The organism is Collinsella aerofaciens (assembly GCF_040926185.1).
GTDB classification, from domain to species: Bacteria; Actinomycetota; Coriobacteriia; order Coriobacteriales; family Coriobacteriaceae; genus Collinsella; species Collinsella aerofaciens_BC.
In genome coordinates this window covers 31,256-43,295 of record NZ_JBCOIQ010000006.1, presented here as the reverse complement: position 1 = coordinate 43,295, position 12,040 = coordinate 31,256, and the positions used below count along the sequence as shown (strand labels likewise).

The window sequence follows — 12,040 nt, the reverse complement described above, 5'->3', positions numbered from 1 at the left end:
CGGACTTTAGCTATATAAGGAGTATCCGACGTGTCTATGCGTACCGATGATTTTGACTATAACCTTCCTGAGGAACTGATTGCCCAGGCGCCTGCCGAGCCGCGTGACTCCTGCCGCCTGCTGGTGGTTGATCGCAAGGGCTCCCAGGCGGGAACGCCGCTGGAGCACGGCGGTACCGTCGAGCACCGCATCTTCCGTGACATCATTGACTATATCGAGCCGGGCGATGTGCTCGTCATCAACAAGACGCGCGTGATGCCGGCCCGCCTGATCGGTCGCAAAGCCGGCTCGGGTGGCGTGGTCGAGACGCTGCTGCTCAAGCGCCGCGAGGATGTTGACCCGCTGGGCCATGTTTGGGAGTGCTTGGTCAAGCCGGGTAAGCGCCTGAAGCCCGGTGCTCAGATTGAGTATCGCGCCGGTGGCGCTCATGCGCCCGAGGGGGCTCCCGTGGTGCTGACGGCCGAGGTCGTCGACTTTGTCACCGATAGTCGCGGCGGCCGCCTGGTGCGTTTTGAGCCGGCCGGTTGCAATGCCGCCGGCGAGCCGCGCACGCTTGACGAGGCCATCCATGCTGCCGGTCACGTGCCGCTGCCGCCCTACATTACCGATTACGAGGGCGATCCCGAGAAATATCAGACCGTGTACGCCATGAAGGAGGAGCACTCGGCTGCCGCTCCCACGGCGGGCCTGCATTTTACTCCTGAGCTCATGGCCGCTATCGAGGCCAAGGGTGCCAAGTTTGCCGCCGTCGAGCTCGAGGTGGGCATCGATACCTTCCGCTTGGTGGAGGAGGACGACCCCACGCAGCACGTCATGCACACCGAGCGCTACCACGTGTCGCAGGAGGTTGTCGACGCCGTGCATAAGGCCAAGGCCGAGGGTCATCGTGTGATCGCCGTCGGCACTACCGCGGTGCGCTCGCTCGAGAGCGCGTTTGACACGGACGCGCCGGTGTCCGATCCGGCCGTGACGGCGCGCTATTTTGAAGGCCGCGAGGACGGGGCCGATACGCTTGGCCGCGGTGACATCGTGGTGCGCGAGAACGCCACGACGCAGCTTTACCTCATGCCCGGCTCGACCTATCACGTGGTCGACGCGCTGATCACGAACTTCCATGTGCCGCGCTCCACGCTCATGATGCTCGTGAGCGCGCTTGCCACCCGCGACCAGATCATGGATGCCTACGCCGCTGCCATCGAGGAGCGCTACCGCTTCTTCAGCTTTGGCGACGCGATGCTCATTTGTTAGTTACGCGGTTCTACGAACCGCGTAACTGCTCGACGCTGCGCGGGCCGCATTTGGACAATCTGACGTTCAACTTCAAGGGCGCGACCAGAAGGTCAGCGCCCTTTCGTTTCACGTCACCTTGTCTCAAATGCGGCCCGCTCGCTCATATGACCCAATCCGCTGTCAAGAGCCACAATGGCCCCGCCGACCGCTTGCAATCGGTCGGCGGGGCCTGCCGTTGAACCCGTCCCGGTCCGCCCCCGGCATGTCGTCGACGCCTTCGGCTCAGTCTCATATCCGCGGATACCGCTCCGGCGGCCCGCAATCCTCTCCTTCGGCGGGGCTCCCCAAGTCTGTCGACGCGGATGCGGCGGCCGCCGCGCGCACAGCGAGAACGGGGGTGTCCCCGAAGGCTGCCCGGCTCGCCGGGACGTGTCTCTATAGTTTTGTCAACCGCGTGCTTCGCGCCATTTCGGCATGACGCATCCGGGCGCCCGGCGCCCCCGCTTCCCCTTCGGTTGATCCCGCCGCCCGCTAGGCCGCGTACGGGACGGCGTCGCGCATGATCGCGTAGATGACCTTGAGCCTCTTCCTCGCGACCGCCTTCAGCGCCTTGCTGTGCCTCATCCCCCTCGCCCTGCACTCCCCGTAGTACCTCCCGAACCTGTTGTCCGTGCCGATGAGGGAGTTGCAGCTGAATATGAGCAGGTTCTTGAGCTGCCTGTTCCCGCCATGCTGCGGCGATGTCGACCTGATGCTGCTCCCGGAGCGCCTATCGGACGGCGCCACGCCGCAATAGCTCGCGAGCTCGTCGTGCCCCCTGAACGCGGATATGTCGATCGACGTCACCAGCGCCGCGGCGGTCTTGGGGCCGATCCCGGGCACCGTGAGGAGGCACTCGTAGACCTCGTCGCCCGCCAGCGAGTCGGCCACGAGCGAGTCGAGCTCCTCGATGTCGGCGTCGAGGGAGGCTATCTCCCGGGCGAGTATCCGGACCGCGACGTCCTCGCCGGCCGGGAGCCGCCTTCCCGAGCGCGACGAGGCCAGCAGCGCCTCCCAGAGCCTCCTGGCCCCCGCGGCGGGGGCGCCCGCGCGCCTGGCGGCGCTCGAGAACCTGCGCCAGCCGGCGGCCGAGCACCCGGCGGCCCCGCCGAACTCGGCCAGCATCGACACCTGCCAGCGGCTCGACGGGTCGACCGCGCCCTCGAGCGCGGGGTCGGCCTCGAGCAGGGTCGCGCGCAGCCTGTTCTTCGCGCGGGTCCTGGCGGACGACGCGAACTCGCGCTGCGACGACAGGATCCGCAGCGAGGCGGTCCCCTCGGGCTCCTCGGGCGCCGGCCTGAGGGCGCGGGGCACGCCGAGCGCGGTGCGCGCGATCACCTCGGCGTCGATGGCGTCGGTCTTCGCGATGCCGGGGAACATCCCGCGGGCCTGCTTCTCGGCATATCCGGGCAGGTAGGCGCAGGGGTTCCCGTGCGCATGGGCGCGCGCGAGGACCAGCGCGCCGATGTTTCGCTTCTGGTCGACGACGACCAGCGCGCCGGAGCCGGCCCGCTCGAGCACCCGGTCGATGTCGTCGGGCCTGTTGGCCAGCTCGGCCCTGAAGGCGACGCCCCCTCCCGCATCGAGCGCGCACGCGCTGTGCGAGCTCTTCCCGACGTCGATCCCCAGGTAGGCCACGGGCGTCTCTGCTGCAGGCATGGTGTATCCTCTCCCTTGAGCCGGCCGTAAGCCGCGGAAGCGACACCCACATTACCCGGCCGTGGCCCGGTCCGGGCCCGGCACATCTCTATCAGTCGTTCCCCGCGGCCCCTCCCGCCCCGGCGGCAACACGTCCCGGGCCCTCTACGGGGCAGGGGCTGACGGCCGTCCGGGGCGGTCGGCCAGCGACCACCGGTACGGCTCAATCGTATAACCATGCAACGGAAAAGAGCCGCCCTTTCGGACGACTCAAACTGTAATGGGGGCTATGTCTATTCGCCGGCCTCCCGGCACATCGCGCCGAGGGCCCACAGCCACCTCACGAGCTCGGCGGCGGTGGCGGCGTTCGCCTTCCCCATCTCGGACATCGAGGTCTTCCACACGGACCGCGGCAGCGAGTTCGACAACGCCGAGATTGACCTGATGCTCGAGGCCTTCGGCATTGAGAGGTCGCTGTCGGCCAAGGGCTGCCCCTACGACAACGCCGTCGACGAGTCGACCAACAGGATACTGAAGGCCGAGCTCGTCCACCGCGAGACGTTCGGCACGACGCGCGAGCTCCGGGCCAAGCTCTCGGACTACGTGCACTGGTACAACAACTTCAGGATCCACTCGACGCTGGGCTACATGTCTCCGGTCGAGTTCAGGGAGGCGGGGCTGTCCCTCCCGGAATCGTCCAAATAGGTGTTGCCAATCCAGTAGCCGCTCTCGTAGGCGGCGAGCGACGGGCCCGGGAAGCCCGACATCCACTCCGCGACCTCGCCCCAGGGGTTGCCGCGGAACCTCCTCGTCACGGCCTCGCCCGTCTCCGCGTCGAGCGCGCAGACGGTGGTGGACCTGAGGTGTACGTCCATTCCGAAGGCGGTAGAATATCTAGGCACGGGAGCCTCCCAACCTCGTTGCGGCGCGGCTGCGCCTCTGGCACTTCAACAACATTGTCGCAGCCCCGACCCGCGGTCACGAGCGGGGGCTCCTGTCGTTTCCGTGCCCTCGGATTGGGTCATAGTGTCTGTCGTTGCCAAAACATCGGCGTTGCCGTGGTTGTCGCTGTAGTCATTGGGTGGTCATTGGGTAGTCATTGGGGACGTTCTTAAATGACTAGTCAAAGGGGACACTCTTACGGCACTTGGCACTTGGGGACGTTCTTTTTGTGCCGGCACCTGGGGACAGTCCTTATGTCAAGAGATCGGTGCAAGAGGGATAGGTTGCCTTGCGTCGATCTAAATAAGTTGCGGTGAGATAGTTCTTGAATTGGCCTTTTTGGGGCTAAACAGAAACTTTCTCACCGCAACTGAGTTGAGGCGTTTTTTGGCAGCTGGTTTACTTGCTCGCGAACAGCCAGATCAGGATGATTACCAGAATCACGGCGACGATGCAGACGATGGCGCCAGTGAATTTGATGCGTGAGTCGCGGGTACGCTCGCGCACCGCGTCCTCGGTGGCCTCGAGCTGGGCGACTTCTTGCTCGGTCTCGGCGTGTTCGGCTTTGTCTCGGGCCAAGGATCCTGCAAGCGACTCAGTGATCTCTGGATGGTCATGCACCTCGGTCGCCTGCTCGATGATCGACTGTGCATGTGCGGCATCTGCTTGGGCGTTGGCGACGCTTTGCTCTTGGTCGCGGCGTGCCTTGTCCTCGGCGGCTATCTTCTCGCGCAGTTCGCGCTGGCGCGTCGTGGCGGCAGTTTTCGCCGTCTGCAGCTCGTCGCGCGCGGCATCGGCCTCAGTCGTCACGGCTTGGTGTGCGCGTTTGGCTTCGGCAATGGGGGCTTGAGCCTGCTCGACGGCCTGCTCGGCTGCGGCAAGCGAGTGCTCAAGGTCGGCGGTGATGCGCGGGACATCTTCTTCGGCTTTTCGCAGGGCATCTGCCGTGTCGGAGATCTGCATCGAGAGCTCGCTGGTGCGCACCGTATAGTTGGCGGGATTTGCCGAGGGATTGCGTTGCAGCTCGGCATACTCATGACGCAGCGTCTCGAGCTGGGCGCGCGTGGCATCGACGGTTTGTTGTGCGGCCGCAATGCCGGCGTCTCGCTCGGCCTTCACCTTGTCGCGGATGCGCTTGGAATCCTCAAGACGTCGAACGAGGCGGTTGCCGGTCTCGCGAGAGCTTGCCTCGCGGGCCTCCACGGCGTCGAGCGCGGCCTTCAGGCGGAGCTCAGTCGCGTCATCCTCTGTCTTCATTTGTTCGAACTGACCCTTGAGCTCTGTCGCTTTGGCGGCGTGGGCATCACGGTCAATCTCGGCTGCCGCGGCGGCCTTTTGCGCTGTAGCAATCGCTTGGCGCTGGTCGGCGACGATCTGGTCGTAGCGGCCTGCGATATCCTGGCGCGTCTCGAGTTCCTCGGCCTGATCGGCAATGCGCTGCTCAAGTTCGGTCAGGTGGGCGCGGGCATCGGCAAGTGCCTTTTTCGCGGCGTTCATCTCGCGCATGGCCGAGGCGCCCTGGGCGATAAAGGTGCCCACGGCGTTCGCGGTGTTCGAGACAGCGGTCCCCAGATCGCGGCTCGCGGCGGGGGAGTGCGGGGCGGTCGGGCGAGTGGTGTCGGCAGCGTCCGCATCGGCAGTCTGCGGCGCGGCGATATTGCCGGTACCGCCCTCGACCACAGAAAAGCCTGCTGCGTGCGGATCGACCGCATCGGCGCCAATCGTGGGGTGCTCGAGCTGGAGAAACGAGGGCATGGTACTGCCCTGGTCGGCAACCGGAGTCTCGCCGGGCACAAAGGTCGAGGCCGCCTCGGCGGCCTCCTCTTCCTCGGCATCAATATCGGCATCGGCGACGGCGTCTTTCATCGCTTTGACGGCATCCATCATGGAGTCCATGACGGCATCGAGCTCTTCTTCCGAAGACACCTCGATAGGGCCCGCAGCTTGCGGAGCGGCATCCTGTACGGGGTCGTCGTCCTGAGCGGGCGCATCGTCGTTTTGCTCGCCTGCATCTTCGGCGCCAGGGGTTTCCGCCGTAGCGCTTTCGTCCAAGATGGGGTCGTCGAGGTCAATATCATCGCAGGTCACAGCATCAGCATCTGCGGTGACGTCTGCGGAATCATCAATATGCTGTTGAGTCTGGGGGTCCAGCTCGTCTGTCATAGGTATGTGCTCCTCATCGTTGTTTGTCACCCTATGATAAAGTCTCGCGCCGACTTCCCGCGCGCCGCAGCAAAGATTCAAAACGTGTTCGATGGCTCGCGTCGATAGCAAAAACTCGGCCACTCTATCCAATTTTTACTTGACATTCCCTTCGCCGAAAGACGTTGCGCCGTTCGCCTGCCATGGGCTTTATTTTTCACTTGAACCCGTTAAAGTTGCATTTCAGCTTTTGGCGCGTTTATTTGGATGCGCGCAGTCGGCGGGTGCGCCCGTCGCGATTTGAAAGGACTTTATATGGGACTTTTCACTGGTAAGACCGTGATCGTCACCGGCGGCGGCAAGGCCACGCTTAAGGACGGCTCCGCTGGCTCCATCGGTTACGGCATCGATATCGCTTTTGCAAAGGAGGGCGCGAACCTCGTTATCACCGGCCGCAACGTCGCCAAGCTCGAGGCCGCCAAGGAGTCCCTCGAGGCCGAGTACGGTGTCAAGGTTCTGCCTGTTCAGGCCGATGTTTCGGCTGGTCAGGACAACGAGGCTGTCGTCCAGAACGTTATCGACAAGGCCATTGAGGAGTTCGGCCGCATCGACGCCGTCGTCAACAATGCTCAGGCCAGCGCCTCGGGTGTGACCATCGCCGACCATACCATGGATCAGTTTAACCTAGCCATTTATTCCGGTCTGTATGCCACCTATCTGTACATGCAGAAGGCCTATCCGCACCTGAAGGAGACCAAGGGCTCCGTGGTCAACTTTGCCTCGGGCGCCGGCCTGTTTGGCAACTATGGTCAGTGCAGCTATGCCGCCGCCAAGGAGGGCATCCGTGGTCTGACTCGCGTTGCCGCCAACGAGTGGGGCAAGGACGGCATCAACGTCAATATCGTTTGTCCGCTTGCTTGGACCGCTGCGCTCGAGAACTTCCAGGATGCCTATCCCGAGGCGTTCAAGGCCAATGTCCACATGCCGCCGGCAGGCCACTACGGCGACGTCGAGAAGGAAATCGGCCGCGTTGTCGTTCAGCTCTGCGGTCCCGACTTTAAGTACATGAACGGCGAGACTGTCACCCTCGAGGGTGGCATGGGCCAGCGGCCTTAGGGGTTACGCGGTTTTTTCAAACCGCGTAACGGCTCGACGCTGCGCGGTCACCAGGGCGACAACTTGTCATTCAAAGAGGGCGGCATGACCAGAAGGTCTATGCCGCCCTCTTTTCATGCCAATTTGTTCGCCCTGGCGACCGCTCGCTGACGTCGCCAGAGCATCGGCGTTGCCTTGGCTGTTGGAGATGATCTCGTAGTCGTTGGGGACGTTCTTAAATGACTAGCTATAAGGGACACTCTTGCCGGCACTTGGGGACAGTCCCTAAGTGCCGGCAGATTGGGACACTTCTTTGCAAGATGGCGCTGAAGATTGTCCTCGACGACTAGTCGTTTAATGCATCAGTTTCTGTCGAGTCGGTGCGGTTTGCTGGTTGCCCGTATAATGGTCTGCGTATGAACCGCAACCAAGGAGTTCCAGTTTATGGACCAGAACCTTTTTAAATTCGACCTGATCGCCGAGGACCCGACGACGCATGCGCGTGCCGGCGTGCTGCACACCCCGCACGGCGACATCGAGACGCCAATCTTCATGCCCGTGGGCACCAAGGCAAACGTCAAGGGCATTCCTACCGAGACCGTCAAACAGCTCGGCGCCCAGATCGTGCTTGCCAATACCTATCATCTGTCCATGCGTCCCGGCGAGGACACTATCGCCGAGCTGGGCGGCCTGCACAAGTTTATGAACTGGCACGGTCCTATCCTCACCGACTCGGGCGGTTTCCAGGTGTTCAGCCACAACGACGCCGTCAAGCTCACCGACGAGGGCGTGCGCTTCATCGTCAACGATTACGACGGTCGCCACGTGTTCTGGACGCCCGAGGACAACATGGAAATCGCCATGAAGCTCGGCTCCGACATCTGCATGCAGCTCGATCAGTGCCCGGGCTATCCCGCCACGCGCGCCTACGTTGAGCGCGCCGTTGAGCTGTCGAGTATGTGGGCCGAGCGCTGCTATAAGGCGCATAACCGCGACGACCAGGCGCTCTTTGGCATTGTTCAGGGCGGCATGCACCTAGATCTGCGCCTGCGCTCGCTGCGCCATCTGGAGGAGTGCGGCGACTTCCCCGGTTACGGCATTGGCGGCTACTCGGTGGGCGAGGACCACGAGACCATGTTCGAGACCCTGGCACCGCTCGTAAGCGAGTACATGCCCAAGCACAAGCCGCGCTACCTGATGGGCGTCGGCAACCCCACCACCCTCGTGCGCGGTGTGGGCGTGGGTATCGACATGTTCGACTGCGTGCTGCCGACGCGTACGGGCCGCATGGGTACGGCGTTCTCCAGCGAGGGTCGCCTTAACTTCCGCAACGCGCGCTTTGCGCACGACGACGGCCCCATCGACCCCACCTGCACCTGCCCGGTGTGCACGGGCGGCTACAGCCGCGCGCTCATCCGTCACATGGTCACGCAGAAGGAGATGCTCGGCGGCATTCTGCTTTCGATGCACAACATCTACTACCTGCTCAACCTTATGCAGCGTGCCCGCCAGGCCATTATCGAGGGCCGCTACGGCGCGTTTGTGAGCGACTGGATGAACAGCCCTGCGGCGGTGGATTACTAAGGGCGACAGACACGCTTGCAGAGCGTGGGCAATGGCAAAGGCTGAGCGGCAACCGCTCGTCACATTTGCTGACACCGGCTGCGCGACCGCTGACCGATAGCTTGCAAGCACTTGATGCATCGTGGGTACCATACCGAATAGTTGATGTTCGGGCGGGTGTTTGGCGCATGGCGTCGACCCCGCCCGCTTTTCTTTTTCTCGATAGGAGTACCCATGATTAAGAATGAGAACGTCGAGGGCGAGCCTGCCTACGACGAGACGTACCGCCGCGGCCCCGTGGTCATGCGCGGCCCCATGATTCCTAAGGACAACACCTACGCCAACCTGCTGGCGCCCGAGGAGTCGACCGACTGGCTGCATGCCGATCCGTGGCGCGTGCTGCGCATCCAGGCCGAGTTTGTCGATGGTTTTGGCGCGCTGGCCGAGCTCGGACCCGCAGTGACCATCTTCGGCAGCGCCCGCACGCCCAAGACGGACCCGGCCTACAAGGCGGCGCGCACCGTCGGCCGTAAGATTGCTCAGCGCGGCGTGGCGTTTATCACCGGTGGCGGCCCCGGCATCATGGAAGCGGCCAACAGGGGAGCGGCGAGTGTCAACGGCAAGTCAGTTGGCCTGGGCATTGAATTGCCGCACGAGCAGGGGCTCAACAAATATGTGAACCTCGGTATGGACTTCCGCTACTTCTTTGTGCGCAAGACCATGTTCGTCAAATACAGCTCGGGTGCCATTGTGTTTCCCGGTGGTTTTGGTACGCTCGACGAGATGTTCGAGGTGCTCACGCTGGTGCAAACGCACAAGGTCAAGCGCATGCCGCTTGTGCTGGTAGGCAGCGAGTACTGGCAGGGCCTATTCGACTGGCTTAACGGTCCGGTGCTGGATGCCGGCATGATTAGCCCGCTCGATCCCGAGCTCGTGCACATCACCGACGACCTCAACGAGGCCGTCGACATTGCCCTGAGCGGGCTGATGTAGATCAATCGTGCTCACGCGACATGAATACGCATGGCAATCTGATGTTATCTAACATCAGATTGCCATTTATATTGGGTATACTGGTGTAAAAGACGAGGGCGAGGAGGTCGCAAATGTCTACAGCAACAGTTAAGCCTACGACGGTTCGAATCGAAGAGGGGCTCAAGGAGCAGGCGACTGAGTTCTTGGATTCGGTCGGCCTCAGCCTCAATTCCTATCTCAATCTTGCCGTTCGGCAGCTGGTAAATCAGCGAAAGATTCCTTTTGAGATTGTAGGAAGGGCGGAGGTGCCCAACGAGGCGACGAGGCGTGCCATGGTGATCGCCGAGGCTCATGAGTTGGGGATTTTGCCGGACGATAGCCTGTCATTCAATAACGCTGATGAGCTTATGTCATTCCTCGATGAGGAATAGCGATGTTCGAGATTAAAGTCGAGGCTCAATTTAAGGTGGACTACAAACGAACGATGCGCATGCATCCGCAGCTAAAAAGTGAGTTTAAAGCGGCGGTTGCGGAGCTTGTGGCTCATGGGTCACTTCCGGCGGAGTATGGCGCCCACGAGCTCTCAAACCCGGGCGGAAACTACAACGGCCACATCGATTTCCACCTATCCGATGGCTTGGTCGATGTGGTCGTTCTTTATCTTCCCCATAAGACTAACCCAGTGATTAGGCTGGTGAGAATGGGCACTCATCAGGAGCTGTTTCAGGGTCCGCTGGGCTGATCGCCGATTTCCAAGTTGCGGTGGAATAGGGATTGATTTGCGGTCGATTGGCCAAAAACAGTCCCTATTTCACCGCAACTGATAGGCGCGCCCCGTTCGCTGCTGCGGCCCCCGGTTCTCCTCATTGCTGGATTTCGCTCAAAAACTCAGCGGCGACTTCGTTGCTTTTGAAACGGATGCTGCGGTCTTCTTTCTTGGGGAATGCCAGCAGCGGGATAGTCCCGTACCAGACAGTTTCCTCGTCAATCACGGCCGCGCACAGCCGCCCTTTGGCCTTGACGGAATAGTCGACGTTCATCTCGGCAAAAATCGCTTTCGCGTCATCGCGCGGAGGTGAGGCAACATAAACCTCAAGGGTAATCCCACGGGCGGCTGCGCCTGCGAGTGTGGTGGTGAGTTTCGTGAGGCATGCGGCGGATGCGTAGGATGCGGCTATGAAGGCACTCTTTGTGGCACCGGTGATGTCTTTAATTAATGCCTCAATAGCGTTTGCCGGCTCTATGAGAATGTTGTAATCGGGTTGCTCGCTGTCCTCTGCTGAATAAATTTCGTACCCCAACTTGGCGTACGTCTTGAGTCTTTTCTGGTACATGCGGGCGAGCATGGGTATCGACAGGTCAATGTAGTCGAATATCTCAACCTGTTGCTTGCCCTCGTGGCTTCTATGCAGTCTGCCCACCTGCTGCGTTACGCTGCCGTCCCAAGATATCGGCGTGGCAATGAAAAGGGTGTCAAGGTAGGACAGATCGAAGCCCTCGCTCAGAAGGCTTTCGGTGGCGACGATGATTCGATGTTCATGCTCAAAGCCGGGAAGACTGTTCAGTATCGCTTTTCTTTCTTTGGCGCTGATTTCTCCGGTTAAGAGTATGGGCTCGTGTCTGCGATCATTAAGCAACCTGAACAGTTCCTCAGCATGCTTTTTCCTTTTGGATAGTATGAGCGGATGTCGACCGTTTGACGCTGCTTCGAGGGCGTCATCGACAATCAATTCGTTTCTTGCCGCATGTGCACACAGCATATCGAGAATCTGATTGAAGCTTGCATCCGGCTCGTAGGCGGATAGCCGAATGCCGGTAAATCTCGGTCGAACGATGCGCTGGATGCCCTGCTGAATTGCCTGCGTTTTTGGATCGATGACATAGCGAAGCGGGCCGCAGAGCATCGAGAGCGCCCGCGTGAGTCCGTCGGAGCGCTCGGGTGTCGCGGAGAGGCCATATATATATTTGGCTGGAGCGGACTTGAGGACGAGCTCGAGCTGTGGCGCGGCAGCATGGTGGCATTCGTCGCAGATAATGAGGCCGTAATTACGAACAAGGTTCTTAACTATCGGCTCCCCGGTTTGGGAGTCTTTGCCAGATAGCGACTGAAAGGAAGCGACGTCGATAAGGCCGCTGACGGCGGTTTTGCCCCCTCCGATTTGTCCAATAAGGGGAGGTTGCTTTTTGCTGATTCGTCCTTTTGGCGTTCGGACCGGCTCTCTGGTGTCCGTAATGTCGAGAAATCGTTCGAGCTGCGATTTCCATTGGGCTATGAGCGCGGTCTTTGGAACAATGACGAGCGCCGGAAGACCAACGGCGGCAATAAGATAAGCTCCGATGACGGTTTTACCGAAGCCCGTTGGCGCAGACATGATTCCGTCTTCGTATTCAAGCATCTGGTCGGCGGCAATTTGCT

Annotated in this window: 11 protein-coding genes; 7 read left to right on the top strand and 4 right to left on the bottom strand. The window is 61.3% G+C overall.

What is annotated here, in order from left to right:
• Positions 1–36: 36 nt before the first annotated feature.
• Complete coding sequence (gene queA, locus AB5750_RS04265) at positions 37–1,248, top strand: tRNA preQ1(34) S-adenosylmethionine ribosyltransferase-isomerase QueA (RefSeq protein WP_368145494.1); 1,212 nt, start codon at positions 37–39, stop codon at positions 1,246–1,248.
• Between the two features lie 513 nt (positions 1,249–1,761).
• Here the strand turns inward: queA and AB5750_RS04260 are convergent.
• Positions 1,762–2,928, bottom strand: a complete 1,167-nt coding sequence (locus tag AB5750_RS04260) for an IS110 family RNA-guided transposase (protein ID WP_195232962.1) — start codon at positions 2,926–2,928, stop codon at positions 1,762–1,764.
• Between the two features lie 336 nt (positions 2,929–3,264).
• Here AB5750_RS04260 and AB5750_RS04255 point away from each other — a divergent pair, with 336 nt between their 5' ends.
• Positions 3,265–3,612 carry an IS3 family transposase gene (locus AB5750_RS04255; protein ID WP_368145476.1) on the top strand — a complete coding sequence of 116 codons (348 nt, stop codon included), beginning with the start codon at positions 3,265–3,267 and terminating at the stop codon, positions 3,610–3,612.
• On the opposite strand, the gene AB5750_RS04250 is transcribed toward AB5750_RS04255, so the two are convergent.
• Together AB5750_RS04250 and AB5750_RS04245 are read right to left on the bottom strand one after the other, a co-directional pair.
• A complete protein-coding gene (locus AB5750_RS04250) occupies positions 3,552–3,809 on the bottom strand; it encodes a hypothetical protein (RefSeq protein WP_329739002.1) in 258 nt (85 codons plus the stop codon). The genes AB5750_RS04255 and AB5750_RS04250 overlap by 61 nt on opposite strands.
• A 439-nt stretch (positions 3,810–4,248) precedes the next feature.
• On the bottom strand, positions 4,249–6,012 hold the full coding sequence (locus tag AB5750_RS04245; RefSeq protein WP_368145477.1) for a coiled-coil domain-containing protein: 1,764 nt from the start codon (positions 6,010–6,012) through the stop codon (positions 4,249–4,251).
• Between the two features lie 294 nt (positions 6,013–6,306).
• Between AB5750_RS04245 and AB5750_RS04240 the strand changes: the two genes are divergently transcribed.
• From AB5750_RS04240 to AB5750_RS04220, 5 genes are all read left to right on the top strand, one after another.
• The gene (locus AB5750_RS04240) at positions 6,307–7,107 is read left to right on the top strand and encodes an SDR family NAD(P)-dependent oxidoreductase (protein WP_006235414.1); all 801 of its coding nucleotides are present in this window, start codon (positions 6,307–6,309) and stop codon (positions 7,105–7,107) included.
• A 423-nt stretch (positions 7,108–7,530) separates the two neighbouring features.
• Entirely contained in the window at positions 7,531–8,670 is a 1,140-nt protein-coding gene (gene tgt, locus AB5750_RS04235; RefSeq protein ID WP_195521157.1) for a tRNA guanosine(34) transglycosylase Tgt, read from the top strand.
• Between the two features lie 213 nt (positions 8,671–8,883).
• A complete protein-coding gene (locus AB5750_RS04230; RefSeq protein ID WP_368145478.1) occupies positions 8,884–9,642 on the top strand; it encodes a TIGR00730 family Rossman fold protein in 759 nt (252 codons plus the stop codon).
• A 113-nt stretch (positions 9,643–9,755) separates the two neighbouring features.
• Complete coding sequence (locus AB5750_RS04225) at positions 9,756–10,055, top strand: type II toxin-antitoxin system RelB/DinJ family antitoxin (protein WP_152067857.1); 300 nt, start codon at positions 9,756–9,758, stop codon at positions 10,053–10,055.
• 2 nt (positions 10,056–10,057) lie between these two features.
• Positions 10,058–10,366, top strand: a complete 309-nt coding sequence (locus tag AB5750_RS04220; RefSeq protein WP_055250871.1) for a type II toxin-antitoxin system RelE/ParE family toxin — start codon at positions 10,058–10,060, stop codon at positions 10,364–10,366.
• Positions 10,367–10,487: 121 nt separating this feature from the next.
• On the opposite strand, the gene AB5750_RS04215 is transcribed toward AB5750_RS04220, so the two are convergent.
• Positions 10,488–12,040, bottom strand: a 1,553-nt coding sequence (locus AB5750_RS04215; RefSeq protein WP_368154917.1) for a DEAD/DEAH box helicase family protein, incomplete at its 5' end; no start/stop codon positions are given.

What these genes read in the sequence shown, in the direction of transcription:
- queA (WP_368145494.1), top strand. Translation starts at nt 37, where the DNA reads ATGCGTACCGATGATTTTGACTATAACCTTCCTGAGGAACTGATTGCC.
- AB5750_RS04260 (WP_195232962.1), bottom strand. Translation starts at nt 2,928, where the DNA reads ATGCCTGCAGCAGAGACGCCCGTGGCCTACCTGGGGATCGACGTCGGG.
- AB5750_RS04245 (WP_368145477.1), bottom strand. Translation starts at nt 6,012, where the DNA reads ATGACAGACGAGCTGGACCCCCAGACTCAACAGCATATTGATGATTCC.
- AB5750_RS04240 (WP_006235414.1), top strand. Translation starts at nt 6,307, where the DNA reads ATGGGACTTTTCACTGGTAAGACCGTGATCGTCACCGGCGGCGGCAAG.
- tgt (WP_195521157.1), top strand. Translation starts at nt 7,531, where the DNA reads ATGGACCAGAACCTTTTTAAATTCGACCTGATCGCCGAGGACCCGACG.
- AB5750_RS04230 (WP_368145478.1), top strand. Translation starts at nt 8,884, where the DNA reads ATGATTAAGAATGAGAACGTCGAGGGCGAGCCTGCCTACGACGAGACG.
- AB5750_RS04225 (WP_152067857.1), top strand. Translation starts at nt 9,756, where the DNA reads ATGTCTACAGCAACAGTTAAGCCTACGACGGTTCGAATCGAAGAGGGG.
- AB5750_RS04220 (WP_055250871.1), top strand. Translation starts at nt 10,058, where the DNA reads ATGTTCGAGATTAAAGTCGAGGCTCAATTTAAGGTGGACTACAAACGA.